Source organism: Micromonospora sp. NPDC051924, assembly GCF_055586005.1.
This window is the reverse complement of the sequence record NZ_JBVJJA010000030.1, coordinates 51,932-78,103: the sequence shown is the minus strand read 5'-3', so window position 1 is coordinate 78,103 and position 26,172 is coordinate 51,932. Positions and strand designations below refer to the sequence as shown.

At 70.4% G+C, this 26,172-nt stretch carries 23 protein-coding genes; 10 read left to right on the top strand and 13 right to left on the bottom strand.

The window, feature by feature from the left end; all coding sequences use genetic code 11:
• The first annotated feature begins 16 nt into the window (after nt 1-16).
• Entirely contained in the window at nt 17-1,204 is a 1,188-nt protein-coding gene (locus tag ACZ6S5_RS23065) for a glycerophosphodiester phosphodiesterase family protein (RefSeq protein ID WP_466003549.1), read from the top strand.
• 71 nt (nt 1,205-1,275) lie between these two features.
• On the opposite strand, the gene ACZ6S5_RS23060 is transcribed toward ACZ6S5_RS23065, so the two are convergent.
• The 4 genes from ACZ6S5_RS23060 to ACZ6S5_RS23045 form a co-directional block, all read right to left on the bottom strand.
• Nucleotides 1,276-2,685, bottom strand: a complete 1,410-nt coding sequence (locus tag ACZ6S5_RS23060) for an ABC transporter substrate-binding protein (RefSeq protein ID WP_466003547.1) — start codon at nt 2,683-2,685, stop codon at nt 1,276-1,278.
• Between the two features lie 20 nt (nt 2,686-2,705).
• Nucleotides 2,706-3,536, bottom strand: coding sequence for a carbohydrate ABC transporter permease (locus ACZ6S5_RS23055; protein WP_466003545.1), 831 nt, complete (start codon nt 3,534-3,536; stop codon nt 2,706-2,708).
• On the bottom strand, nt 3,533-4,375 hold the full coding sequence (locus tag ACZ6S5_RS23050) for a carbohydrate ABC transporter permease (RefSeq protein WP_466003543.1): 843 nt from the start codon (nt 4,373-4,375) through the stop codon (nt 3,533-3,535). The genes ACZ6S5_RS23055 and ACZ6S5_RS23050 overlap by 4 nt, the downstream gene beginning before the upstream one ends.
• A gap of 463 nt (nt 4,376-4,838) precedes the next feature.
• A complete protein-coding gene (locus tag ACZ6S5_RS23045; RefSeq protein ID WP_466003541.1) occupies nt 4,839-5,129 on the bottom strand; it encodes a barstar family protein in 291 nt (96 codons plus the stop codon).
• A gap of 259 nt (nt 5,130-5,388) precedes the next feature.
• On the opposite strand from ACZ6S5_RS23045, the gene ACZ6S5_RS23040 reads away from it, so the two are divergent.
• The gene (locus ACZ6S5_RS23040; RefSeq protein ID WP_466003539.1) at nt 5,389-5,730 is read left to right on the top strand and encodes a hypothetical protein; all 342 of its coding nucleotides are present in this window, start codon (nt 5,389-5,391) and stop codon (nt 5,728-5,730) included.
• Between the two features lie 282 nt (nt 5,731-6,012).
• On the opposite strand, the gene ACZ6S5_RS23035 is transcribed toward ACZ6S5_RS23040, so the two are convergent.
• Nucleotides 6,013-7,080, bottom strand: coding sequence for a cation diffusion facilitator family transporter (locus ACZ6S5_RS23035; RefSeq protein ID WP_466003537.1), 1,068 nt, complete (start codon nt 7,078-7,080; stop codon nt 6,013-6,015).
• A 66-nt stretch (nt 7,081-7,146) separates the two neighbouring features.
• Between ACZ6S5_RS23035 and ACZ6S5_RS23030 the strand changes: the two genes are divergently transcribed.
• Complete coding sequence (locus ACZ6S5_RS23030) at nt 7,147-7,506, top strand: ArsR/SmtB family transcription factor (protein ID WP_466003535.1); 360 nt, start codon at nt 7,147-7,149, stop codon at nt 7,504-7,506.
• 7 nt (nt 7,507-7,513) lie between these two features.
• On the opposite strand, the gene ACZ6S5_RS23025 is transcribed toward ACZ6S5_RS23030, so the two are convergent.
• The 3 genes from ACZ6S5_RS23025 to ACZ6S5_RS23015 all read right to left on the bottom strand — a co-directional run bounded on the left by ACZ6S5_RS23025 (nt 7,514) and on the right by ACZ6S5_RS23015 (nt 9,940).
• The gene (locus tag ACZ6S5_RS23025; RefSeq protein WP_466003533.1) at nt 7,514-8,530 is read right to left on the bottom strand and encodes a HupE/UreJ family protein; all 1,017 of its coding nucleotides are present in this window, start codon (nt 8,528-8,530) and stop codon (nt 7,514-7,516) included.
• 283 nt (nt 8,531-8,813) lie between these two features.
• Nucleotides 8,814-9,443, bottom strand: coding sequence for an LUD domain-containing protein (locus ACZ6S5_RS23020; RefSeq protein ID WP_466003531.1), 630 nt, complete (start codon nt 9,441-9,443; stop codon nt 8,814-8,816).
• Between the two features lie 59 nt (nt 9,444-9,502).
• Complete coding sequence (locus tag ACZ6S5_RS23015; protein WP_466003529.1) at nt 9,503-9,940, bottom strand: nuclear transport factor 2 family protein; 438 nt, start codon at nt 9,938-9,940, stop codon at nt 9,503-9,505.
• Nucleotides 9,941-10,101: 161 nt separating this feature from the next.
• Between ACZ6S5_RS23015 and sigJ the strand changes: the two genes are divergently transcribed.
• Nucleotides 10,102-11,037, top strand: a complete 936-nt coding sequence (gene sigJ / locus ACZ6S5_RS23010; protein ID WP_466003527.1) for an RNA polymerase sigma factor SigJ — start codon at nt 10,102-10,104, stop codon at nt 11,035-11,037.
• Nucleotides 11,038-11,088: 51 nt separating this feature from the next.
• Here the strand turns inward: sigJ and ACZ6S5_RS23005 are convergent, their stop codons facing one another.
• Both ACZ6S5_RS23005 and ACZ6S5_RS23000 read right to left on the bottom strand, forming a co-directional pair.
• The gene (locus tag ACZ6S5_RS23005) at nt 11,089-11,844 is read right to left on the bottom strand and encodes a 2-keto-4-pentenoate hydratase (protein WP_466003525.1); all 756 of its coding nucleotides are present in this window, start codon (nt 11,842-11,844) and stop codon (nt 11,089-11,091) included.
• A 123-nt stretch (nt 11,845-11,967) separates the two neighbouring features.
• On the bottom strand, nt 11,968-13,470 hold the full coding sequence (locus tag ACZ6S5_RS23000) for an SLC13 family permease (RefSeq protein ID WP_466003523.1): 1,503 nt from the start codon (nt 13,468-13,470) through the stop codon (nt 11,968-11,970).
• A 465-nt stretch (nt 13,471-13,935) separates the two neighbouring features.
• Here ACZ6S5_RS23000 and ACZ6S5_RS22995 point away from each other — a divergent pair, with 465 nt between their 5' ends.
• On the top strand, nt 13,936-15,099 hold the full coding sequence (locus ACZ6S5_RS22995) for a pyridoxal-phosphate-dependent aminotransferase family protein (RefSeq protein WP_466003521.1): 1,164 nt from the start codon (nt 13,936-13,938) through the stop codon (nt 15,097-15,099).
• Between the two features lie 43 nt (nt 15,100-15,142).
• Nucleotides 15,143-18,070: an FAD-binding and (Fe-S)-binding domain-containing protein gene (locus tag ACZ6S5_RS22990; RefSeq protein WP_466003519.1), complete on the top strand. Its 2,928-nt coding sequence runs from the start codon at nt 15,143-15,145 to the stop codon at nt 18,068-18,070.
• Nucleotides 18,071-18,156: 86 nt separating this feature from the next.
• Here the strand turns inward: ACZ6S5_RS22990 and ACZ6S5_RS22985 are convergent, their stop codons facing one another.
• Both ACZ6S5_RS22985 and ACZ6S5_RS22980 read right to left on the bottom strand, forming a co-directional pair.
• Entirely contained in the window at nt 18,157-18,819 is a 663-nt protein-coding gene (locus ACZ6S5_RS22985; protein WP_466003517.1) for a response regulator, read from the bottom strand.
• Nucleotides 18,816-19,940 (bottom strand): sensor histidine kinase, encoded by a 1,125-nt coding sequence (locus ACZ6S5_RS22980; RefSeq protein WP_466003515.1) that lies wholly within the window; start codon nt 19,938-19,940, stop codon nt 18,816-18,818. The genes ACZ6S5_RS22985 and ACZ6S5_RS22980 overlap by 4 nt, the downstream gene beginning before the upstream one ends.
• 143 nt (nt 19,941-20,083) lie before the next feature.
• On the opposite strand from ACZ6S5_RS22980, the gene ACZ6S5_RS22975 reads away from it, so the two are divergent.
• The 3 genes from ACZ6S5_RS22975 to ACZ6S5_RS22965 are packed head-to-tail and all read left to right on the top strand — an operon-like array spanning nt 20,084 to nt 23,271.
• Nucleotides 20,084-21,073, top strand: a complete 990-nt coding sequence (locus tag ACZ6S5_RS22975) for a carboxymuconolactone decarboxylase family protein (protein WP_466003513.1) — start codon at nt 20,084-20,086, stop codon at nt 21,071-21,073.
• 9 nt (nt 21,074-21,082) lie between these two features.
• Complete coding sequence (locus ACZ6S5_RS22970; protein WP_466003512.1) at nt 21,083-21,535, top strand: DUF6220 domain-containing protein; 453 nt, start codon at nt 21,083-21,085, stop codon at nt 21,533-21,535.
• Entirely contained in the window at nt 21,532-23,271 is a 1,740-nt protein-coding gene (locus ACZ6S5_RS22965) for a multicopper oxidase family protein (RefSeq protein ID WP_466003511.1), read from the top strand. Before ACZ6S5_RS22970 ends, ACZ6S5_RS22965 begins: the two co-directional genes overlap by 4 nt.
• 177 nt (nt 23,272-23,448) lie before the next feature.
• On the opposite strand, the gene aceB is transcribed toward ACZ6S5_RS22965, so the two are convergent.
• Nucleotides 23,449-25,050, bottom strand: a complete 1,602-nt coding sequence (aceB, locus tag ACZ6S5_RS22960; protein ID WP_466003510.1) for a malate synthase A — start codon at nt 25,048-25,050, stop codon at nt 23,449-23,451.
• Nucleotides 25,051-25,329: 279 nt separating this feature from the next.
• Between aceB and ACZ6S5_RS22955 the strand changes: the two genes are divergently transcribed.
• Nucleotides 25,330-26,157, top strand: coding sequence for an IclR family transcriptional regulator (locus tag ACZ6S5_RS22955; protein ID WP_466003509.1), 828 nt, complete (start codon nt 25,330-25,332; stop codon nt 26,155-26,157).
• Nucleotides 26,158-26,172: the final 15 nt, after the last annotated feature.

Below are 26,172 nucleotides of genomic sequence, written 5' to 3'. Positions count from 1 at the left end.
CCCTGGGAGTTCTTGGATGAGCACGAGTCCGTCATCGAGGCCCGCTGTTCATGCGGGACCGGCGGTGGCGCCGGTTCCCCGGGCACGCACGACACCGCTGGTCAGCCGTAGCGGCAGGCGCGCCGCGACGTATGCGCACCGCGGGTCGTCCGGGATGGCGCCGGAGAACACCACGGCCGCCTTCGAGCGCGCGATCGCCGAGGGCGCCGACTACGTCGAGACGGACGTGCAGCTCAGCGCCGACGGGGAGCTGGTGATCATCCACGATGTGACGCTCGCCCGCACCACCGACGCCCGGCGGGCATTTGCCGACCGCGCGCCCTGGAACGTACACGACTTCACCCTCGCCGAGCTGAGGAAGCTTGACGTCGGAGGGTGGTACGACGACGACTTCACCGGCCAGCGCATCCTCACCTTCGACGAACTGCTCGACCTGCTCCGGGGCCGGGTCGGCCTGAACCTGGAGCTGAAGTCGCCCGCTATGAATCCCGGGCTGGCGGCAGCCGTCGCCGCGCGGCTGCGGCAGCGTCCCGAGTGGATCAGGTCGACCGCGCCGCTGATCGTCGGGTCCTTCGACGAGCAGGCCATCCGGGACTTCCACACGCAGCTGCCCGATGTCCCGGTCTCGCTGATCACCTACGACGTGCCGACGGGCGGCAAGCTTACGGACCTCGCCGGGTGGATCTTTTCGGTCAACCCGGACGTCCGCCGACTGCGACCCGAGGACGCGGCCTGCGTCATCGAGGCGGGCATGGCCCTCGTGCCGTGGACGGTCGACTCGCCGGAGCTCTGGCGGTGGGCCGTTGACCTCGGTGTCGACGGCATGATCACCAACTACCCGTACGCGCTGAAGAACATGCTGCACGGCCGCGGCCGGGTGCCCGGTGCGGCAGGCGTGGTCATCGAGGACATCAGGTACCAGTCCCCCGGCGAGCACGTGGTGCTGCGCAACGTCGCCGATCAGCCGGTGGATGTCAGCGGCTGGTACCTGCGTAACCAGGCGTCCGACCGGATCGTGGTGGGCGACGGCTACGTCATCCCGCCGGGCGCGCTGCTGCAGGTGCACACCGGTCCCGGCGACGACGATGCGGCCACCTGCCACAACGGGCGCACCACAGGGTTCTGGAACAGCAGGAACGGCGACTCCGCCGGGTTGCACCGCGCCGACGGCACCATCGTCGACCTGTACGCGTACATCGTCTGAGCGCGGAGCGCCAGCGATGGAGAGGGCCGGCTCCGATGGAGCCGGCCCTCTTCCTGAGTTCGACGTACTGGTCAGCTGACCGACTTGTTGTAGCTGTCGATCGCGGCCTGCATGCTCGCCGCGGCGTCCTTCATGGCCTGGTCCGCCGGCTTGCTACCGACGATCGCCGCCTCCAGGCCGTCCTCGGACGCCTTACGGGCCTGCGGCATCACGCCGAGCAGGCAGCCGGCCGACGCGACCGACGGCGGCAGAGCGTGCAGCTGGTCCACGGCGGTCTTGAACTGCGGGTACTGCGCCACCCAGTCCTTGTCGATCTGCTCGTCGAGCGCCTTGGTGTTGATCGGCACGTACCCGGTGCCGGTGTGCCACTTGGCCTGCTCGGCCGGGCTCGCGGCGAACTTCACGAACTCCCAGGCGGCCCGCTTCTCCTTGTCGCTGTGGCCGACGCCGTTGATCCACAGCGAGGCGCCACCGATGATCGGGCCGCCCGTGGACGAGCTGCTGACCTTCGGGTACGGGGCGGTGAGCACCGTGAACTTGCCCTTGGCCGCCTCGACGTAGCCGCGCATGGCGCCGGTGGACTCCAGGTGGATCGCCACCGTGCCGGCCTTGAAGGCGGCCTGGGCGTCGTCGGTCTTGCGGCCGGTGTTCGTCGCGTAGCCGCCCTTCACCAGGTCCGCCCACCACTGCGCGACGTGCACGCCGGTCTCCTGGTCGAACTGCACCTTCGTGGCGAGGCCCTTGCGGCCGTTGCTGTTGTCGCAGTACTCCTTGCCGTCGGTGGCGATCAACTGCTCCAGCAGCCAGCCGTAGATGGCGGCGCCGAAGCCGTACTGGACGGTCTTGCCGCTGGCGTCCTTGACGGTCAGCTTCTTCGCCATCTCCCCGATCTCGTCGAGGTTCTGCGGCGGCTTCGTCGGGTCGAGGCCGGCCTTTACGAAGGCCTCCTTGTTCAGGTACAGCAGCGGGGTGGAGGTGTTGAACGGCATCGACTGGAGCTTGCCGTCGATCGAGTAGTAGTTGGCGATGTTCGGTTCGATGTCGCCCGCGTTGAACTTGTCCTTGTCGATGAATTTGTACATCGGCACGGTCTGCTTGGAGTCGACCATGAAGCGGGAGCCGATGTCGTAGATCTGGACCAGCGCGGGCGTGTTCTTCTGCTGCACCGAGGCCTTGTACTTGGCGATGGCGTCGTCGTAGCTGCCCTGGAAGACCGCCTTGACCTCGACCTTGCCCCCGCTCTGGGCGTTGAAGTCGGCGACCAACTTGTCGATCGCCGCGGCGTTGGGGCCCTTCATCGCGTGCCAGAACTCGATGGTGGTCTTGTCGGTGGCCTTTTCGAGCACCTCAGCGCCGGGCGCTTCGAGGGCGTCCTTGCCGCTGTCCGTGCCGGATCCGGAGTTGCCGCACGCGGTCAGCGCGGTGGCGGCTGCGAGGGCGACGAACGCCGTCATGATCCGACGGAGCCGGGGTTTCCTCATGGGTTCTCCTTCTGAGAGGTTCAACGCACCGCGCCAGCGGTGATGCCGCGGACGATGTAGCGCTGACCGAAGATCACGACGGCCAGCGTGGGGAGCAGGGAGAGCGCGACGCCGGCCAGGATCAGGCCCGGTTGCGCCACTTCGGCGTCGTTGAGCTGGGAGATGCCGATCTGCAGCGTCTGGAACTCGGAGTCGCGGATCAGGATCAGCGGCCAGAAGTACTGGTTCCACGCCGAGAGGAAGACGTAGACCCCGACCGCCGCGATTGAGGGTTTGGACAGGGGCACGATGACCCGCCACAACAGCCGCCAGTGGCCGCATCCGTCGATCACCGCGGCGTCCCGCAACTCGGTCGGGAACTGCAGAAAGGCCTGACGCAGCAGGAACGTGCCGAACGCCGAGGCGAGGAAGGGCAGCACGAGACCGAGGTACGTCAACCCACCCCGCGCCAGGCCCCAGCCGGAGATGGCCAGGTAGTTGGGGATGATGATCGCTTCCCACGGCACCATGAGGGTGGCGAGGAACAGCCCGAATGTCACCGCCTTCGCCGGCAGGCGAAGGAACGCGAAGGCGTACGCGGCCAGGATGCTGGTGACGATCTGCGCCACCGTGATCAGCCCGGTCTGGATGGCGGAGTTGACGTAGAAGCGACCGAGCGGCACCGAGCGGAAGACGTCGCTGATGTTCTGCCAGTAGAGTTCGTGCGGCACCAGCGCGGGCGGGTAGGTGGCCAGGTCACCGGGGCCCATCACGGCGCCGACGAAGCCGTAGTAAATGGGGAACAGGACCGGGATCGCGGCCAGGCCGAGCACGACGTAGACGGCGACCTGCCCGAAACTGAACTTCTTCATCGATAGTGGACCCGCCGCTCGAGGATGCCGAACTGGACAGCCGTACAGCCGAGCATGACGACCAGCAGCACGACGGCCTGAGCGCTGGCTGATCCGAAGTCGGAGGACCCGAAGGCGAACGCCTTCTCGTAGATCGAGTAGACCAGCGTCGTCGTGGCCTGGTCCGGGCCGCCCTTGGTCAGGATGTGGATCTGCCCGAAGCTCTGCAACGCGTGGATCGTGGACACCACGACGAGGAAGAACAGCTGTGGGGACAGCAGCGGCACGGTGATCCGCGACGCCAGCCGCCAGCCGGTCGCGCCGTCCAGCCGCGCCGCCTCGACCACCTCGGGCGAGATCGCCGCGACGCCGGCGGAGAGCACGAGGACGTTGTACCCGAAGTTCATCCACACCGTCGCGGCGCAGACGGCGGGCAGCGCGATCGACGGGTCGGTGAGCCAGTTGACCCGGTCGATCCCGACGGATCCGAGCACGCCGTTCGCCACGCCGATCGCCGGGTTGTAGATGACCGCGAAGATGACCGACGCGGTCGCCACTGAGAACGCGAACGGCAGCGCGAACGCGGTGCGCAGCACCCGTACGCCGCGGATGCGCGCCTCCAGCAGCAGCACGACGAAGAGCGCGCCCAGGACGGCCGGCACCACGGAGAACAGCGTGAACAGGCCCGTCGTGGCCAGCACCTTGCCGAACTCGGGTGACAGCATCTCCCGGTAGTGCTCCGCGCCGACGTACACCGACGGGGCGCCGAAGAGGTCGTTGCCGTGCACGGACAGGTACAAGGTCCGCCCCAGCGGCCAGAACACGAACAGCGCGAAGACCACGACCGACGGCAGCAGCAACAGCCACCCGAGACCGGATTCGGAGAAGCGCGCCGGGCCCCCTCGTCGGACGGTGGTGCGTGTGGACTCTGCGGTCGGCGCGGGGTCATCGTGTGGAACGGTGACGGTGTGAGGGGGCGGCACGGCAGCACAGTACCAACGGCATCGGCCGAAAGAAATCCTTCCGCGTGGGACCCGGAGCTGGAAGTTCTTTCCAGGAATGGGCCGGCCTCCTCCACTTCGACTGTCCTCACCGACAGTGCATGATCAACGTGCTCTGCGTCTGCTCTCCCTCGGTGGCGGCCCGGACGGCAACGAGTTCTGCGTGTTGCCGCCCGGGTGGCGGCCAGCGAGAAGGCAGCAAACCGGCCAACAACATCCGATACGACATGACGACGAGCAGCACTTGACCCGTGCTCAGGCGCACAAGACGACAACCGGTGACCTCGGATGGTGCCCGTTACCCGCGTTCACGCCGAAGCGCTCACCGCACCTCGAACTCAAACCAGTCGTCGTAGCCCCGCTTCTGGTCCTCGGCTTGGACGGTGCGCAGGAGGTCACAGATCCTTTTGAACCTCTGCGCTCCGAGGTTTCTCTTGCTGACCTGCCAGTGCGTCCAGACCACTCTGACCGGGCGGGGGACATCCATGCTCAGGCGGTCCCACAGGGCATCCAGGTTCGAACCGTAGTAAGGCCCGAAGTCGAGAGCGCGGTCGAGGAGCCGATGAAGGTCGCCTTCGGTCCGTACCTCGCGGCCATCGATCTCGACGAGCACCCGGCTCATCCTCCTTCACCCGGCAGTCGCGGATCGACCGCCACGATGTAGCGACGACGTGTAGCAATCGCTGTAGCAACGGTGACAGACGATCGCATACCCGCACGACGTCCACGGACTGTCTGCGCTGAGAGCGCAGACGGCGAAGTACGGCACGGGATGCGTGCCCAGAACTTACAAACGAGAGGTCACGGTTGGCCCAGGCGGGTTGAGTAGCCGCAACGTGGCATGCCGGCCGACGATCCTGCACTCTAACCGTATGAAGCCCGAGCCCGCCGCCCGACTCGGTGTCGCCCTCCGCGTCATGTTTGCCTGGTGGGCCGCGCTGGCCGTGATCGCCGGGGTGGTCCTATTGTTCAGTTCTACCGACCACCCGACAGGCTGCATCGTCTTCTGCCTTTCCAACCGGACTATGGCCCTGCTCTTGATCGGCGGTGTAGGCGTGCCGACGACGCTCATCGGCCTCATCGTCGGAACCGTCGTGCTGCGTTATCGACTTCGGCACTTCCGGACCGCGTTCGCGGCCGGCACGGTGGCCGCGCTAGCCGGCATGGTGTCCGGCTTCATCGCCACGTGGTCTCTGTTGTTCTTGTTCAGCTAGTCCGACGGGCTGGGCCTACGTAGGCGGACTCGTTGAGCAGTGTCCGGCGACCTTGACCCGGCCTTGCCCGCTCCTGGCAGTGTGAGGCACACACGGGGCACAAGACACGTCGGCTGGGCCGTCCGGGCCGTCGCTGGGCCGTCAAGCGCCGACCAAAGCTGACTGACGACGACCAGCGGTGCCTGAAGAAGCAGCAGGTCAGCCGCCGTGTTCAGGCGGCTGACCTGGTGGGCGACGGACGAGTCGACCTGTACGCCGGATTCAGTTGGAGGCGGAAGCGGTTCAACTCGCGCGTTGCCGGCGTTGGTGGGACAGGCCGGTGTGGTGGTGTCCGCCGGGGTGGCTGTCGGGGTCGGTGTGCACCGTCGCGGTGGTCAGCCGTGGTACGGCGTGGGTGAGTTGGTGTTCGGCGTCGGCGGCGATCTCGTGGGCGGCGACGAGGCTGAGGTTGGAGTCCACGACGAGGTCGGCTTCGGCGTGGAGGCGGTGGCCGATCCAGCGGAGTCGCACCGCAGGCACGTCCTGGACGCCGTGCACGGCCCGGAGGGTGTCCTCGGCCTGGTCGACGATGGCGGGGTCGACGGCGTCCATGAGGCGTCGGTAGACCTCGCGGGCGGCGTCCTTGAGCACGAAGGTGATCGCGACGGCGATGACCAGGCCGACGGCGGGGTCGGCCCAACGCCAGCCGAGGGCTGCGCCGCCGGCGGCGGCGAGGACGGCGAGGGAGGTGTAGCCGTCGGTGCGTGCGTGCAGGCCGTCGGCGATGAGGGCGGCGGAGCCGATTCGGCGGCCGACCCGGATGCGGTACTGGGCGACCAACTCGTTGCCGATGAACCCGACGAGGCCGGCGGCAGCCACCCAGGGCACGTGGGTCATCTCGGCGGGGTGCAGTAACCGGGTGATGGCGGTCCAGGCGGCGGCGACGGCGGATGCCGCGATGACGACCACGATGATGATGCCGGCGAGGTCTTCGGCGCGGCCGTAGCCGTAGGTGTAGGCGCGGGTGGCGGCGCGTCGGCCGAGGAGGAACGCGATCCCGAGCGGTACGGCGGTCAGGGCGTCGGCGACGTTGTGCAGGGTGTCGCCGAGCAGGGCGACGGAGCCGGACAGCACGACGATGACCGCCTGGGCGACGGCCGTGATGCCGAGGCCTACCAGCGAGATCCACAGGGCACGCAGCCCGTCGCGGGAGGATTCCAACGCGGGGTCGATCTTCGCGCGGGAGTCGTGGGAGTGCGGGACGACGGCGTGAGTCAGCTTGTGCCACCAACCGGACAGCCGCCCACCGTGGCCGTGGTGGCCGTGATCGTGGTCGTGGTCGTGGCTGTGACCGTGCTCGTGGTCGCTCACTGTTCCCCCAGGTCTGCCGGTCGCACCGACGCTCTCTACCCGTGACAGCGGCGATAATATGTGCCCATGTACGCACGCGACAACGTTGCAGATGCCAGTGACCTGCAACAACGCATCCCTGGCGGGCAGCAGATCGAGGCAGCCACGGACATGCTGCGGATGCTGGCCGACCCCACCCGGCTACGACTCATGGCGCTGCTGAGCGAGGGCGAGTACGACGTGACCGCACTGGTGGCGGCGGTTGGGATGGCGCGGCCGGCGGTGTCGCAGCACCTGGGCAAGCTGCGTTTGGCCGGGTTGGTCAGCGTCCGGCGGGAGGGCCGTCGGGCGCTGTACCAGGCCCGGGGCGGGCATGTGCGCCGGTTGGTGACCGAGGTGCTGCACGCGGCGTCGCACCGGGTGACCGGCACCCCGGAGCATGACTGAACGCCGGCTATTCGGCGGGCTTGGAGCGGGGGTCGGCGAACCAGTCGCGCGTGAACTGACGGACCGCGTCGACGTCGACGGTGTCGCAGGTGACCGTCTGGTAGGCGTGCACGGCATTGACCGCCTCGGTCTGCCCGGGGACGGGGCCGCCGACGACCCGGCCGGAGGCGCGGTCGGTGACGAAGGCGCGCACCTGGGCGAGCTGGTCGGCGGCGAGGTTGGGCCGGTAGTTGACGATGACGTAGCCGTCGCCGATGACGTGCCCGAACGAGGTGGCCGGGACCGTCTCGCCCGGCTCGAAGAAGTCCTTGGCCGGGTGTCCCCCGCCGGCGGGGAAGGTCTCCGTGCGGTCCCGGACCGTGCAGGCGCCCACCGCGGCTTCGGCCCGCACCGGCCGCAACACCTCACCCGGAGAGGTGAGGGCCAGGATCGACGCCGCCACCACGCCGGCAGCCACGAGTGCCCCGTGGGACAGGCGCGGGTTGCGCAGCTTCGGGATGTAGTGGCTCAGCACGTCGCCGAGCATGAACATGCCCAGCACGGCGACGAGCTGACCGATCTCTACACCGACGTTGAAGGCCAGCACGCGGGGAATCATCCCGTCCGAGGGCAGGCCCAGATCCTGCAATCGGGTCGACAGCCCCAGACCGTGGACCAGGCCGAAGGCCAGCACGGCGGCGGCGAACCACGCCCAGTTCTTCGGCCGGCCCCGCAATCCGACCACGCCGACGAAGACCAGGCTCAACGCCACCACGACGTCGACCAGGACCGGGTTGACGCGCCAGTAGGCGACCGTCGCGGTGAACAGGGTGATGCTGTGCCCGAGCGCGAACAGCGAGATCAGCGTGGCCGCCCGCCGCATCTCCCCAGCCAGGAGCAGGATCCCGCCGACGAAGGCCAGGTGATCCCAGCCGGCGAGCATGTGCGTGGTGCCCAGCCAGACGAATCCACCGGCTGTGTCACTTGAGCCCCCGACGCCGTGAGCCCACGCCGGTCCGGGGCAGAGCAGCACGATGCTCGGCATCGCAGCCGTGATGACCGCGCCTCGTCGTATTGCAGCTGGCATCCGGGCCGTCTCCTTCACCTGGGATCAGCAGGCACAGGCCTGCCACGCGCTCAGGTAGTCGCTACACAGCCCGGGTTGGTTCCCAGGACTCACGACACAAGATCGGACGCCAGGCCGTCGGCCGTCAGACAGTAGTGCCCCTTGCGTGCCCGGCACGGCAGGCAACGATGACCACGACGGCCAGGGCATGACCTGCCGGGAGAGCAGGTTGGTGGACCGCCACCGCCCGCTGATCGATAATTCAGAATCCGATGGCTTCGCGGAGCAGCAGGACGGTGGCACGCCCCGGATGAGGTTCCGCGTTGAGGATGAGAAGGCGGTTGATGGCGCTGGGTTGCCCGTAGGCGACCTGGGCGCGGGCGCTCTCCAGCGGGAGGGCGTGCTCCTCGACGCGGAGCAGCGCGGTGCTCAGGTCGGGTACCACCTTCTGCGCCCCGACGATCCAGATCGCGCGGGCGGCGCCGCCGGAGTAGGCGGGGAGCTGGCTTCCGCTGGCGGAGGCCGCCACCAGGGAACCCGTTTCGGTGACCGCGTTGACGCTGCCCACGACGACGTCGGGGCTGGCGGCCAGCCGCCGGATCTCGTCGGCGCTGGTCGCGCGGTCCATGGCCAGGAGGCGTGGCTTGAGGGCCTGGTACCGCCCGCTGGCGTTGATGTCCGCGTCGATGCCGGACAGGCGGAGGGTCTCGCTGGCCGCGGTGAAGACGCTGGCGCCCGCGGGAATCAGGTCTTTGATGCGGGTACGCGCGGCGGCGACGTCGTCGAGAATTTCGACGATGTATCCGTGTGCGGTCAGCGCGGCGGCCGCCCGCTCCAGGCGCTGCGCGGGCGCCGGCTCGGTGAACATCGTTGCCGGGATCGAGGTGGTCATGGTTTCTCCTGTAGTGGTCACGGGGTGCAGGTAATGCCGGATCGCCGTTGTCTGGTCCGTCAGCTGGGCGCCGAGCCCGCCAGCGGGGTGGTGTCGAGGTACCGGACCTCGTAGACCCGCTCGGTGAACTTCCAGCCATCGGAAGTGCGCTGGTAGCGGTCGTGGTAGATGGCGTAGTTCAGCCCCTGGCGGCCGTCGCGGGTACGCGCGAGTTCCTGCATGTAGGCGCGGCCGGTGGCGGTGTCGCCGTCGAGCTGGATGGTGCCCGGGTGCGTGTTCTGCACGAAGAAGTCCCACTGTTCCTGCAGCCGCTCGCCGCCGGCGCGGATCTCTTCACGGCCGATCAGCTCGGCGGGGATGTTGGGCATCCGCAGCACGCCGTCCGGCGTGAACAGCGAGGCGAGGCGGGCGCGGTCGCGCATCATCGCCGCGTCGGTGAACTCGCCACGCAGCGCCTCGATCTCGACGCGGTCGGCGATGGCCTGGAAGTCGCTCATCGGTTGATTCCCCTGTCACATCGGGTGGGATGGTGTGTCCGTCCAGCTGTCCGACGACGCGGCTCCCCGGAATGTCAGGTGAGGTGCCGGCCTCACATTCCGGTGCGCTGTCTCGTAGGACCGGTGAGGACGTAGTTGCCAACGAGGGAGCCGGCGGCGCGATGACCACCCGATCCGAGCCAGGACACGGCGAGCCCGATTCGGGCCTGAGCGCGATCGTGCGCGAGCGGCGTCAGCTGATCAATCTCGCGTACCGGCTCCTCGGGTCCCTGGCCGAGGCGGAGGATGCGGTGCAGGAGACGTACGCCCGCTGGTATGCGATGTCCGAGCAGCAGCGGGACGGCATCGCCTCCCCCGGCGCCTGGCTGACCACGGTCGCGAGCCGCGTCTGCCTCGACCTGCTCGGCTCGGCCCGGGCCCGGCGGGAGCGCTACGTGGGCCAGTGGATTCCCGAGCCGCTGCCCGAGCCGGCCGAGTGGATCGGGTGGCGGGCCGGTGGCAGCAACGCCGACCCGGCTGACCGGGTCACCCTGGACGAGTCGGTCAACATGGCCTTCCTCGTCGTGCTCGAGGCGATGACCCCGGCCGAGCGTGTCGCGTTCATCCTGCACGACGTCTTCCGCTACTCGTTCGCGGAGGTGGCCGAGATCGTCGGCCGTACCCCGGCGGCGTGCCGGCAGCTGGCCTCCTCGGCCCGCCGCCGCATCGGCGGGTCGCAGGCCCCCGCGCTCCCGTCGGCCCGGCAGGCCGTCATCGTCAGAGACTTCAAGCGGGCCTGGGAGGCCGGGGACATCGGCGCGCTCATCGGCCTTCTCGACCCGGATGCCACGGCGACCGGCGACGGTGGCGGCCTGGTCACCGCAGAGCTTCGCCCGGTCGAGGGCGGCGAACGGATCGCGCGTTTCTTCGCCGGCCTCGCCGACAAGCTGACCGACGTGACGTTTCTGGAGCGTACGGTCAATGGTCAGCCCGGTCTGGTCGCTCGGCAGGACGGCGTCACCGTGGGGGTGTACGCGTTTCAGGTCGCCGGCGACCGGATCACGCACATCTGGGCGATCCTCAACCCGGAGAAGATCCGGCCCTGGACGACAGGCTGACCTGCGGCTTGCTGCGTACGGGTCCGCCGAGAGCCGCGACTGATCCTCGGGTCAGGCGAATCCCACCGTCACATCTCCGATGTCGGAGAAGGAGGCCCGCCAGGTGCCGGGGCGCCGCACGTCCTGGTTGCAGAACGATCCCGTGATCACGTACTGGCCGGCCTCGAGTCCCCGCCCGTACCGGTGCAGCAGCGCGCTGAGTCGGGCCAGCGAGAGGAACGGGTCGTCCAGGGAGCCACCGGGGGTGCGGGTCGCGACACGCGTGTCGTCGTGCCACAGCTCGACCGTTGTGTCGGTGAGCGCGGGCCGTACGGGGACCTCCGGGCCGACGACGATGCCCCAGTTGCCGAGACCGTCGGCGATGGTGGTCGAGTCGTCCGCCTGGGCGTCCAGCCGGCGTTCGTTGAGCTCGATCGCGGGTGCGATGGCCCGCACGGCGGACCGGGCGGCCGCCAGATCGATCTGGTCGCCGTGCAGCGGCGCGCCCAGCACCAGGCACAGCTCCGGCTCGAGGTAGCACGACCGGATCCGGTCGTGCCGGAGCACGTCGCCCGAGTCGAGCGTACGGCTCTGCAGCAGATAGCCGAACGGTCGGAACCCCTCCCCCATCGCGTCCCGGCGTGGACCGGAGGTGAGTCCCACCTTCCAGCCGGCCAGTCGCTCACCGACGATCATCAGCCGGTCGAGGACGGCGAGTTGCAGGCCCAGCGCCTCGTGGTGGTCGTGCCCGGCGGCTGTCGCGCCCGGGTCGGCGGCGCCGCTGCGTCTGGCCTCGACGAACGCGGTCACCAGTTGCTCGTCGTACACGTCAACGTCCTCTTCCGGTCGGGCATGGCAGCGGGAGCAGGGAGGGGCGGACAACTGCGTCCCTCCCTGCTCCCTCGGTCAGGCCGGCCTGTCGGGCCGGGCCGGAGAGCGGCCGGGCACGGGTCAGAGCCAGCCGGGGATGACGAAGATGAGCCAGGTGACGATGGGGATGATCACCACCATGCTGAAGCCCCAGCGCATGAGGCCCTTGTACACGTAGTCCCGCTGTTCGTCGGTGGCGTTGGCGACGGTGAGCGCTCCGCTCGTCGAGTACGGGCTCGAGTCGACGATGGACGAGGACAGTGCCAGCGCGGTGATCAGCCCGACCGCTCCGACGGAGTTGCTGCCGGTCAGGAACGGCACGGCGAGCGGGATCAGCGCGCCGAGGATGCCGGTGGTCGAGGCGAACGCCGACACCGCACCGCCGATGAAGCAGATGACCAGCGCGGCCATCAACGGGGCCCCGATGCCGGCGACCTCCTCACCGAGCCACTTGATCGTGCCGATCTCCTGCATGACGCCGACGTACATGACGATGCCGCAGACCAGCAGGACCGTGGGCCAGGCCACGTGGTTGACGGCGTTGCGGGCCGACTCCGGCGAGAGCAGGGTGAGCAGCGCGGCCACGGTCACCGCGACCAGGCCGACGTTGAGGTCGAAGAAGAGCGCCGTGACGGCGAGGCCGAACAGCCCGACCAGGGTCATGATCCGGTCGCGGTCCAGCCGCAGCGGCGCGTCCACCTCCGTCGGCAGCGTCGTGGTCGTGGTGGTCCCGGAGGCTCGGGTGGCCTGGGCGGGCACGGGCGTACCGGCTCTGGCCTCGCTGACCGCGACGGCGCCGCCGGCCGGTCGGGCGGCGGCTTCTTCGTTGGCCAGACTGACGCCGGAGTCCGAGGCCGCCTCGTTGTCCGGGTCGGAGGCCGGCTCCGGCCGCCGGTCCCGCGCCGTACCGGCGGCGAGTTCGGCTTCGTCGAACGTGCCGAGGTCGGTGTCGACGGCCCGGCGGGTGAGCAGCTCGCGGCCGCCCCACATGAAGTAGGCGACGAGGCTGATGGCCAGGTTGACGAAGAAGGAGGCCAGGAAGAGCAGGGTCGGGTTGCCCGGCAGCCCTGCCTTCTCGACCACGCCGTTGGTGATGCTGCCGAAGATGCTGATCGGCGAGAAGCCGCCGGCGCTGGCCCCGTTGATGATCAGCAGGCCCATCATGAGCGGGTTGATCCGGTAGCGCCGCGCGAAGCCGAGGCCGATGGGGGCGATGATCGCCACCGATGCCGGGACGACGGCGCCCATCGCGGTGAGGCAGGCCGTCACCAGAAACATGATCCACGGGATCATGCCCACCCGGCCGCCGACCGCCCGGACGGCGGCCTGGACGAGCCAGTCGACCGTGCCGTTGGCCTTCGCGATGGCGAACAGGTACGTGACACCGACGAGGATGACGAACAGATCGCCGGGGAAGCCGGCGAAGATCGCGTCGGTCTTGTCGCCGACGTCCTTTCCGTCGAGGACCGAGATGCCGACGATGAAGGCGGCCACGATCGCGAGCGCGCCGAGGTTCACCGGCCGGACCGTGGCTATCAGGAAGATGAGGGCTAGGACGAGGATCGAGACGAGCTCAACCGACATGGGAGCCTCCCGGGTGGGGGTCGGAGGTCTTCGGTGATGGAGGGGCACGAGCCGTGCCGGCCGGGCAACTCGGTCTTCTCCGGCGGTGCGCCGTCTGCCTCCCTCGGATCCGGGCTGGCAGATGCCCGCTTCGCCGCAGCGGAGCCGACATCTGGACGACGCCGTACCGGGGCGTGATGCTGGGGGCTGCACCGTCCCCGACACGGCTCGCATAACACGGGCATGTTTCCGCAATGCGAAAAACAAATTTCGTTGCACGGGAGTATGTGCCATATCACATCGACCGTCAAGAGCATCCGAACGTCGCCTCCGGGGGTCCGGAGGGGACCGACCACACAGGAGGGCCGGACAGGCCGCGGGCAGGCCGGATGCTTGCGCTTCCCCGGCCGGTCGTTGATACGGTCTCCGTCATGCGGTAGACGACTTCCGCATGGCGGACTTTTTGAGCTGAGAGGCAGCCTCGGTATGACCCCCACCGGCCGTCACTTCCTCCAGATCCCCGGACCCACCAACACACCGGACCGGGTGCTCCGTGCGATGGCGGCGCCCACCATCGACCACCGAGGTCCCCAGTTCGCCGAACTCGGCCGGGAGGTGCTCGAGGCCGTCAAGCCGGTCTTCGGCACGACGCAGCCCGTCGTCATCTACCCGGCATCGGGGACCGGCGCCTGGGAGGCCGCCCTGGTCAACACCCTCAGCCCCGGCGACCGGGTGGTCTGCTTCGAGACCGGCCACTTCGCGACCCTGTGGCAGGAGATGGCGCGCAGGCTCGACCTCGAGGTCGACTTCGTGCCGGGAGACTGGCGGCACGGCGTCGACCCGGCCACCGTCGCCGACAAGCTCCGCGACGACCCCGACCAGCGCATCAAGGCCGTCCTCGTGGTCCACAACGAGACCTCGACCGGCGTGACCAGCCGCGTCGCCGACGTACGCAAGGCGATCGACTCGACCGGCCACCCGGCGCTGCTGCTGGTGGACACCATCTCCTCCCTCGGATCCATCGAGTACCAGCACGACGCGTGGGGTGTCGACGTCACCGTGGCCGGTTCCCAGAAGGGCCTGATGCTGCCGCCCGGCCTCAGCTTCAACGCCATCAGCCGCAAGGCGCTGGAGGCGTCCAGGACGGCCCGGCTGCCCCGGTCGTTCTGGGACTGGCAGCCGATCATCGAGGCCAACCAGCGGGGCTTCTTCCCCTACACCCCGGCCACCAACCTGCTCTACGGGCTGCGCGAGGCCCTGCGCATGCTCGACGAGGAAGGCCTGGCCAACGTGTACGCCCGCCACCAGCGGCACGCCGAGGCGACCCGGCTGGCGGTGCGCGGCTGGGGACTGGAGGTGCTCTGCGCCGACGAGCGCGAGCACTCGGGCTCGTTGACCGCCGTCCTCGTCCCCGACGGGCACGACGCCGACAAGATCCGCGCCGTCATCCTGGACCGGTACAACATGTCGCTGGGCGCCGGGCTCGGCAAGCTCGCCGGCCGGATCTTCCGGATCGGCCACCTCGGTGACTTCAACGACCTGATGCTCGCTGGCACCCTCGCCGGCGTCCAGATGGGCCTCGTGGCCGCCGGTGTGCCGATCGACCCCACCGGCGTCACCGCGGCCCTCGACCGCCTGCAACGCCCCTGAGCCGCCCGGATCCCGCCCGCGCCGGTCGACAGAGGAGACCACCGTGACCATCAGTGACGATCGCGTCGACCAGGACGTCGAAGGGCTCGGCCGGGACCTCGCCCGAGACCTCGAACGCGCCCTCGACGGCGAGACCGGCTTCGACGCGTACACCCGCCACCTGTTCTCCCGGGACGCGAGCATGTACGCGATCGAGCCGATCGGCGCGGTGTTCCCGCGGCACGCCGACGACGTCGCGGCGACCGTCGCACTGGCCGGACGGTACGGCGTACCGGTGGTGCCGCGTGGCGGTGGCACGAGCCTCGCCGGGCAGACCATCGGACCCGGCCTGGTGCTCGACCTGTCCCGGCACATGCACCGCATCCTGGACATCGACTCGGACGCCGGGACGGCACGGGTGCAGCCCGGCGTCGTGCAGGACCAGCTCAACCGGGCGGCCGCCGGGCACGGTCTGATGTTCGGGCCGGACACCTCGACCAGCAACCGGGCCACCATCGGCGGGATGCTCGGCAACAACTCCGCCGGCAGCGGGTCGGTCCGCTACGGGATGACCATCGACCACATCCGGGAGCTCGACGTCGTGCTCTCCGACGCCTCCCAGGCCCACTTCGCCCCCTTGGACGCGGCGGAGCGGACCCGTCGCGCGCAGCTGCCGACGCTCGAGGGCGCCCTCTACCGCGAGCTGCCGCCCCTGCTGCAGACGTACGCGGCCAACATCGCGACGGACTTCCCGGCGTACTGGCGGCGGGCCTGCGGGTACCGCCTGGACCGGCTCGCCGCCGACCCGACGTTCAACCTGGCCCCGTTCGTCGTCGGGTCGGAGGGCACCCTCGTGATCGCGACCGAGGCCCTCGTGGACCTCGTCCCCAAGCCCCGCAAGACGGTCATCGCGGTCGGCCACTTCACCTCGGTCCTCGGCGCCATCGAGGCCACCGAGGACGCCCTGGCCTGCGACCCGGCGGCCGTCGAGATGATGGACCGCACCATCCTCGACCTGTCCCGGCAGAAGATCGAGTACGCCGACCTCGGGCGGACCCTCGACGGCGACCCCGAGGCCCTGCTCTTCGTCTCCTTCAGCGGCGACGACGAGCGCCACCTCGCCGGCCAGCTCGACCGACTGGCCGCGCTCTGGAAGCGGCACGGCCACGGCTACCACACCCTGCTCGCCGAGACGCCACAGCAGCAGGCGCCGCTGCTCAAGGTACGCAAGTCCAGTCTCGGCCTGCTGATGGCCGCCGGCAGCGGTACCCGCCGCCCGCTCGCCTTCGTCGAGGACACCGCCGTCGACCCGAAGCACCTCGCCGACTACACCAGACGCTTCCGGCAGGTGCTCGACCGGCACGGCCTCCAGGCCGGCTTCTACGGCCACTGCTCGGTCGGCTGCCTGCACATCCGGCCCTTCGTGGACGTCAGCCGGCCGGAACAGGTCCACGCGATGCGCGCGGTCGCGGAGGAGATCAAGGACCTCGTCCGGGAGTACGGCGGGGTCAACTCCAGCGAGCACGGCGACGGCCTGGTCCGCAGCGAGTTCAACCGGGAGATCTTCGGCGAGCAACTGTACGAGGCGATGCGTACCGTCAAACGGATCTTCGACCCCGACAACCGGATGAACCCCGGCAAGATCGTCGACGCGCCGTCGATGACGGAGAATCTGCGCGACGCCGCGCTGCCCCCGGCGCCGCCGATCCGCACCCGGCTGACCTTCGACGTGGTCGGCGGCATGCGGGGGGCGGCGGACCGCTGCATGAACATCGGACTCTGCCGCAAGAGCGCCACCGGCGCCATGTGTCCGTCGTACATGGCGACCCGGCAGGAGGAGCACGCCACCCGGGGCCGGGCCAACGCCCTGGTGAAGGCGCTGTCCGAGCCGGACCCGGCCGCGGCTCTCGGCGACGAACGGCTGCACGAGATCCTCGACCTGTGTCTCATGTGCAAGGCGTGCAAGAGCGAATGCCCACTCGGCGTGGACCTGGCCTCGCTCAAGGCCGAGGCCCTCGCCCATCACCACGACGCGCACGGCGTGCCGCTGCGCTCCCGGCTCTTCGGCGCCATCCGGGTGCTCAACCGCCTCGGTGCGGCCGCCGCCCCGCTGTCCAACCTGCCCGGCCGTCTCCGGCCGCTGCGCCGGCTCATGGACCGCGCGGTGGGCATCACCGCGAACCGCCCGCTGCCCACCTTCCAGCGGCGCACCCTCGTCCACTGGTTCCGCCGCCACCGCCGGCCCGACCCGGCGGCGCCGCAGGGTCAGGTGACCCTCCTGGCCGATTCCTTCACCACCTTCACCGAGCCGGGTATCGGTCGGGCGGCGGTGGAGCTGCTGGAAGCCGCCGGCTGGGCGGTCCGGTTGGAGAGCGGTGGCTGCTGCGGCCGGGCCAGCTTCTCCAAGGGCCTGCTCGACGACGCGCGAAGCAAGGCGGCGTCGCTGGCCAAGCGGCTGGTCCGCGCGTCGGAGCCCGGATCCCCGATCGTCGGATGCGAGCCGTCGTGCATCCTGACCCTGCGCGACGAGCACCGGCAGTTGCTGCCCGACGACCCGGCCGTGCGGGACGTCTCCGGCCGGGTACGCCAGATCGAGGAGCTGCTGGTCGAGGCGGTCGACACCGGCCGCCTGCGGCTCGGCGAGTCGGCGCTGTCCGGCCGGCGGATCGTCTACCACGGGCACTGCCACCAGAAGGCCGAGGTGGGCACGGCCGCCACCGTGGCGCTGCTGCGGCGCATCCCCGGCGTCGACGTGGTCGAACTGGACGCCGGGTGCTGCGGGATGGCCGGGTCGTTCGGCTTCGAGTCCGAACACTACGACCTGTCTATGGCAGTCGGCGGCGACCGGCTCTTCCCCGCGATCAACGCCGAGTCACCCGGCACCGTGGTGGCCGCCACGGGCGTGTCCTGCCGCCAGCAGATCCGGCACGGCACGCAGCGGGTCGCCTGGCATCCCCTCGAACTGGTCCGCCAGTCGATGTCCCCGCGATGACCGCCGGCCGGGAAGCTCATCGGGATCAGCGGGGTGCCGAACGATGCTGACGCGCGGCCGCAGTCGTCCGGCACGACGATGTGGTGTCACCGGCGACGCGGCGTGATCAGCCCCGACTCGTACGCCCACACGACCAGTTGGGCACGGTCGCGGCAGTGCAGCTTGGTCATCGCACGGTTGACGTGTGTCTTGGCGGTCAACGGGCTGATCACCATGCGGCCGGCGATTTCGTCGTTGCTCAGCCCGCGGGCGACGAGTTCGACGATCTCCTGTTCACGGGCGGTCAGCACGTCGCGTCCGGCCGCCGGGTCGGCGCGCGGCCGGCCCGCGAGGAACTCGCCGATGAGCGTACGCGTGACCGCCGGGGCGAGCAGCGCGTCGCCGCGAGCCACGACAGCGATGGCATGCAGCAGGTCGGCGGGATCGGCATCCTTCAGGAGGAACCCGCTGGCACCCGCGCGGAGTGCGGCGAAGACGTGGGAGTCGAGCCCGTAGTTGGTGAGGATGAGCACACGGACCACGGCGAGGTCGGGATCGGCGGCGATGCGCCGGGTGGCTTCGATGCCGTCGAGTCCCGGCATCTGCACGTCCATCAGCACGACGTCCGGCCGCAGGCGTCGCGACAGCTCGACGGCCGAAGCGCCGTCGGCGGCCTCGCCAACGACCTCCAGGTCGTCCTCGGCGTCGAGCAACGCCCGGAATCCAGCCCGCATCAGAGCCTGGTCGTCGGCGAGCAGGACCCGGATCATGCGAGACCGTCCAGCGGGAACGTGGCCCGTACCGCGAACCCGCCACCGTCACGCGCGGCAGCGTGCAGGGCGCCACCCACGCCGGTGACCCGTTCCCGCATGCCGCGCAGGCCCACACCCGGCGTCATCGGCCGTACCGGTGACGCCTGGCCGTCGTCGGTCACCGAGACGGTCAGCTGTGCCGGGGCGTACTCGACGTGGATCTGGGCGGCGGCGGGGCCGGCGTGGCGCGCGACGTTGGTCAGGGCCTCCTGGACGACGCGATAGCCGGCCTCGTCGACCTCGACGGGCAGGTCCCGAGGCTGACCGGTGACGGCAACGTCCACCGGTACGCCGGCCGCCCGGATCCGCTCGGCGAGCTCTCCCACCCGGCCCAGCCCGACGCCTTCCCCGTCGGAGCGCAGGACGTCCAGCGTCGCTCGCAGCTCCCGCATCGCGGCGCTGCTGGCCTCCTGGATCGCCAGCAACGCGGCTGACGGTTCTTCGCTCTGCTTGCGGGCCAGGTGCACGGCGATCCCGGCCTGCACCTTGATCACGGAGATGTTGTGGGTCAGCGAGTCGTGCAGATCCCGGGCGATGCGCAGGCGCTCCTCCCCGGCGCGGCGCAACGCCATCTCCTCGCGGGTGCGTTCGGCCTCGATCGCCCGCTGCTCGACCTGTTGCAGGTATGCCCGGTGCTGCCGCACGACGAGCCCGGCGACGTTGGCCGCCACGAACCAGCCCAGCAGCAGGGCGGTCCGCTCGGCGATCAGCTGGGCGGGCCGGTCGGCGGGCGCTACCGAGATGTCGCGGGCCAGGAAGCCACCGAGGAAGACGAGGCTGGCCAGGGCGGCGACCGATCGGTGCCCCCGCCAGGCGGCGACGTAGACCGCGCCGAGCACGGGGAACGCGGCGGACACTCCGGGGTGCACCCGGACGTGGACGGCCAGCATGGCGACGGTCACCACACCCAACGCCACCACCGGGTACCGGCGGCACACCGCCAGGGCCGCCGCCATCACCAGGACCAGGGCAACGTCGATCGCCCGCACCGTTCCGGCATCCGGGTCGAGCGCGGCGTTGCCGAGCAGGACGCCGCCGAGGGCGACGCCGCCGAGGGCGTAGGGCAGATCCGGGCGCATGATCGAACTGTAGAGCGGCCGTCATCAGGGAACATCCCCCGTCCGCAGTAGGTGAGACGTACTGCGGACGCGGTATCGGCGGCCGGGCAAATGCCTGCGGCGGCACGACGCTTTCCCGGCCCGCCGAGGCAAGCATCGAGCCCATGACATACCGCTTCTTCACCCCCGCGAAGGCGAAGGCGGCGACCGGTCTCACCGCAGAGGTCTACCGGCAGCTGCGGGACGACTTTCTCGGGCCGGTGCCCACCTTCCAGGTGCTCTCGGCCGTGCCGGAGGTGCTGGCCTCCACGTGGGCGCTGATCCGCGAGGCGCTGCTCGCCGGCGACGTCTCCCGGGTCGACCGCGAGCTCGTCGCGTCCGCGGCGTCGCGGGCCAACCGCTGCCGGTTCTGCGTCGACGCCCACGCGATGCTGCTGCACGCGCTGGGAGAGCACGAGCTGGCCGAGGTCATTGCCCGGGGCGGGACACCACCGCGGCCGAGGCACGCCGAACTCGCCGCCTGGGCCGAGGCCAGCCGCACTCCCGTGGCGGCCGACTGGGCCAGCCCGTACCGTCCCGAGGTCACCGGCACCGCGCTCGCCTTCCACTTCACCAACCGGATCGTCTCGGCGCTGCTCGACCCGGATCTGCTGCCCGGCGGCCTGCAGCGCTCCCCGGTGGTGCGCTCAGTCGGGGGCCGCCTCTACGCCAAGGCGGTCCGGGAGCCGAAGGAGCCCGGCCGCAGCCTCCCGCTCCTCGATGGCGGCACGACGGCGCCACCGGCTTGGGCCGGGGGCAGCCCGGTGGGCGTCGCGTACGCGTCGTTGAGGCACGCCGCCATGCAGGGCGGAGATCTCCTGAGCGACGTGGCTCGCCAGACCGTCACGGCCACCGTGCGCTGGGAGGACGGACGGTACCCGGCCCGGCCCGCCGAGTGGGCCGCCGACCTGACCCGGGACCTGTCCGGCACGGACCGCGTCGGGACGCGGATCGCGCTGCTGGCGGCGTTCGCGCCCAGCGCGATCCGCTCGGGCGACGTCGCCCTCTGGCGGCTGTCCCATCCGGCCGACGCCGACCTCGTGCGGCTGGTCGCGTACGGCGCGATCACGGCCACCGATCACGTCGCCCGGGCACTGAACCCGGCTCACCTCTAGGGGGTCACCATGCGCAAGGCCTTCGTCATCGTCAGCGCTCTGTTGCTCGCCTCGTTCGCCCTGCAGTTCGTCTTCGCCGCCGTCGGCGCGTTCACGAAGCCCGCGGGCGACGGCGCATACGCGCTGCACAGTGTCAACGGAACGGCGGTCATCCCCGTTCTCACGCTGCTCACCGTCGCCTTCGCCGTGCTGGCCAAGGCGCCGGGCCGGCTCATCGGCCTGGCGGTCCTGCCGCTCGGCCTCGTCGTCGTGCAGTCGCTCCTCGCCATGCTCGCGAACGCGTCCACCGACGCCGGGGGCGTCAGCACTCCGTTCGGCCTGACCATCGCCGGGCTGCACGCGGTCAACGGAATCGTCGCGGTGCACGTCGTGGTCAGTGTCCTGCAGGGGGCGCGAAAGCTGGCCCACCCGGCACCGGCCGGCTCCACCCGCGTGGCCGTCCGGGAGGGGGAGCCGGCATGACCGTCGGGTCGCTGCTCGCGGTCGACCTGGTGATCGCGGTCCTCGCGGCCGCCGGGTGGCTGGCCGGCGGTGCCGCGTCGGCCGCCCGGCACCGCCGGCTCGCACTGGGACTGGCCGCCTTCGCGCTGCTCGCCACGGTCGCCCGCGCGATCACGACCACCGCTCTCGCCCGCGCCGGCCTCTGGTTCGCGGCGGAAAAGGTCCTCATCGCCGCCCCACTGTCACTCGCGGCGGTGGTCGTCGCCGGGCCGCGGCTGCTGCGGGCCCCGGGCGACATCCGGTCCGTCGCGGTCCCGCTGCTCTTCGCCGGGTATGCCGAAAGCGCCGGCCTCCTCGTGACGGTCCTGCACGGCTATCCGGCGTCGGCAGCCGCGGGACTGCTCGCGGCCGCCGGGGTCGTCGCGGCGACCGCGGTCTCGTGGCGCGTCCTCGGCGCCCGCCCGTCCCCGACGGTGTCCCGGGCGGCTGTCGCGGCGGCGCTCGCGGCACTGGTGACCGGGACCGGGCTGGCCGCCACCCCTGGCACGGCCCCCGCCGTACCACACGATCATGAGTATCGGGATGCGCGGACCGTCGGCGAACCGACCAGGCGGTTCACCCTGACGGCCGGGACCGCCACGGTGAGCGTGAGCGGCCGCGACGTCGCGGCGTGGGCCTTCAACGGGCAGGTTCCCGGACCGGAGTTGACCGCCACCGTCGGCGACGTCCTGGAGGTGGCGCTGCGCAACCGGGACATCGCCCGGGGCGTCACGCTGCACTGGCACGGGTACGACGTGCCGAACAGCCAGGACGGGGTGCCCGGGGTGACGCAGGCGGCGGTGCTGCCCGGACAGGAGTTCGTCTACCGGTTCCGCGCCGATCAGGCCGGGACGTACTGGTACCACACGCATGCGGTATCCGATGTCGGCGTGCGGATGGGGCTCTACGGTGTCCTGGTGGTGCGCCCGGCACCGGTGACCGGCGTCGACGTCACGGTGCCGGTGCACACGCTGGCCGGCCTTCCGCTGCCCGCGCCCAGAGCGGAGCCGGTCGAGGCGGGGGTGCCCGTGCGGCTGCGGCTGGTCAACACCGACAGCACGACGCACCGGTACGCCCTGGCCGGGACGCCGTTCCGGGTGGCCGCAATCGACGGATCCGACCTGCAGGGCCCCACGTCGAAGGTGGACACCGCAGTGCTGATCCCGGCCGGGGGACGCTACGACCTGGTGTTCACCGCGCCTGCCACGCCGGTGGCGCTGTTCGTCGACGGACGGTTGGTCTACTCGACCGGACCGGTGTCGGTGGCCACCGGTGCGTGGCCGGTGCTGGATCCGCTCAGCTACGGCGCCGGTTCTCCGGTGCCGTGGCCCCGGTACGACAGGGAGTTCACCCTCGTCCTCGACCGCGGCCTCGACGTGCACGGACTGCTTCCGCGCTACGCGCACACCGTCAACGGCGCGGCCGACCCGGACATCCCTCCGCAGGTCGTACGCCTCGGCGACATCGTCAAGTTCACCATCGTGAACCGATCGTTGGTGGTGCACCCGTGGCATCTGCACGGCCATCACGTCCTGGTGCTGTCCCGCAACGGAAAGCCTGCGACCGGAAGTCCGCTGTGGCTGGACTCCTTCGACGTACGCCCCGGCGATGTCTGGGAGGTGGCTTTCCCCGCCGACAACCCCGGAATGTGGGCCAACCACTGCCACAACCTGGCATACGCCGACGCCGGGATGACGCTGCACCTGATGTACTCGTGACCCGCTACGCGGCGATCCGGGCGCTCGCGTCCCTCGTCTCCAGGGGGATGAAGGCCCTACACCGCCCGCGCCCGACCGGTGATCCGGGCCCGGCTGGTGGACGCGCGGATGTCGCTGTGGTGTCGGGTCGAACCCGGGCGGGGTGCCGCCGCAACCCCGCCCGGATTCGACCGGCGCTCACTTCTCGGCGGAGACCTGGTACGCCGGAAGGGTCAGGAAGGGGGCGTAGTCGTCGGCGAGGGCGACCTCGACGACCAGTCGTCGAGCCTGGCCGAACCGCTCCTCGTCGAACTGCTCCTTGCCCACCGCGTCGCGGATCTTGGCGAGTTCCTCGTCGAGGATCCGCTCGACCAGGTCGGCGGTGACGGTCGTACCGGTGTCGAGCGTGACGTCGTTGTGCACCCACTGCCAGATCTGCGACCGGGCGATCTCCGCGGTCGCCGCGTCCTCCATCAGGTTGTTGATGGCCACCGCACCGTTGCCGGCCAGCCACGAGGCGAGGTACTGCACCGCGACGCTGATGTTGTTGCGCAGCCCGGCCTCGGTGACGGCACCCGGGGTGCTGCGTACGTCGAGCAACTGGTCCGCGGTGACCGACACGTCCTCGCGCAGCCGGTCGAGCTGGTTCGGCCGGTCGCCGAGCACCCGGTCGAACACCTCCTGGCAGACGGGCACCAGGTCGGGGTGGGCCACCCACGAACCGTCGAAGCCGTCCCCGGCCTCCCGCTCCTTGTCCTCGCGGACCTTCGCGAGCGCCACCTGGTTGACCTGCGGGTCACGCCGACTCGGGATGAACGCGGCCATCCCGCCGATCGCGAACGCCGCGCGCTTGTGGCAGGTACGCACCAGCAGCTCGGTGTAGGCGCGCATGAACGGGGCGGTCATCGTCACCGAGTTCCGGTCCGGCAGCACGAATTCGGGGCCGGAGTCGCGGAAGTACTTGATGATGCTGAACAGATAGTCCCAGCGGCCGGCGTTGAGCCCGGACGCGTGCTCGCGCAGCTCGTAGAGGATCTCCTCCATCTCGAACGCCGCCGGGATCGTCTCGATCAGCACGGTCGCGCGGATCGTGCCGTGGGCGATGCCGAGCCGCTGCTGGGCGAAGGTGAACACGTCGTTCCACAGCCGCGCCTCGAGGTGGCTCTCCATCTTCGGCAGATAGAAGTAGGGTCCGCTGCCCCGGCGCAGGAGTTCCGCGGCGTTGTGGAAGAAGTACAGGCCGAAGTCGACCAGGGCGCCGACGACGGGCCTGCCGTCCACCAGCAGGTGGGTCTCGTCGAAGTGCCAGCCGCGCGGCCGCACCACGATGGTGGCCAGGCGGGTGTCCTCGCGCAGCGCGTACTGTCGGCCGTCGGGGCCGGTGAAGGAGATCGTCCGGCGCACCGCGTCGTACAGGTTGGCCTGCCCGCCCACGACGTTGCTCCAGTGCGGCGTGTTCGCGTCCTCCAGGTCGGCGAGCCAGACCCGGGCGCCGGAGTTCAGCGCGTTGATCGTCATCTTGCGCTCGGTGGGGCCGGTGATCTCCACCCGGCGGTCCCGCAGGTCGTCGGGGGCCGCGGCGACCGACCACGCGGCCTCGCGGACCTCCCGCGTCTGCGGCAGGAAGTCGAAGCGGTGGCTACGGGCGACCACGTCGCGGCGCTGGCGGCGCAGGTCGAGCAACTCGTCGCGACGGGCGCCGAACCGTTCCTGCAGCTCGGCGACGAAGGCCAGGGCCTCGGGGGTGAGAATCTCCTCGCCGCGCGGCACGGGGCCGCCGGTCACCTCGATCTCGGGCATCCGGATCACCTTCCTCTGTCTCCCGCGGCCGGTCTGGGGCCGGAAGTCTGCACTGCGGGCCGAAGCGGGCGCCTCGGCATCAGCTGAGGGCATGCCGGTCCGCGCCGCCACTCGTTCATCATTGTGGATAATAATTTCCGCTTTACGGAAGTCAAGCGGTCAGATGCGGACGTACGGCCGAAGAGGTCCCCCGCCGCGCCGGATAAACTTCTGCGATGCGGAAAAGCGCCGCAGGACCACGACCCCTGCCCGGCGTAGCCGAGCAGAAGGAGGAGCCGAGTGACCGAGTCGAACCCGGACCTGGCCGCGGAGAGCGTGCCCCCGAAAGGTCGGGTGCCCGGTGGAGTTCAGTCACTGGAGCGGGCCTTCGAGCTGCTCGAGATCATGGCGGACGCCGGCGGCATGATCGGACTGTCCCGGCTCGCTCAGGAGTCCGGGCTCGCGCTTCCCACCATCCACCGGCTGATCCGCACCCTCGTCGACCTCGGCTACGTCCGGCAGGAGCCGTCCCGGCAGTACTCCCTGGGCCCCCGGCTGATCCGGCTCGGCGACAGCGCCAGCCACCTCCTCGGAACCTGGTCCCGGCCACACCTGTCCCGCCTCGTCGACGCCCTCGGCGAGAGCGCGAACCTCGCGATGCTCGACGGCGACCGGGTCGTGTACGTGGCGCAGGTCCAGTCCCGGCAGTCGATGCGGATGTTCACCGAGGTCGGGCGGCGCGTCTACGCGCACTGCACCGCCGTGGGCAAGGCCCTGCTCGCCCACCTGCCCCCGAACGACGTGCACACGCTCCTGCAGCGCACCGGCATGCCGGCCCAGACCGAGCACACCATCACCGATCCGCACCGGTTCGCCGACGAGATCGACCGGGTGCGCGACCAGGGCTACGCCATGGACGACGGCGAGCAGGAGATCGGCGTGCGGTGCGTTGCCGTACCGGTGCTCGGCACCGCTAACCGGCTCGCCGTCTCGGTCTCCGGTCCGGCGCCACGGATGACCCCCGACGTGGTCGAGCGGGCCGTGCCGCTGCTGCGCGAGGCGGCGGAGAGCCTGGCGGTCGAACTCAGCGTCCCCCGGGTCACCGGGGCGGATCGCATCGCCGGCTGACCGCCCGGCAGGTCG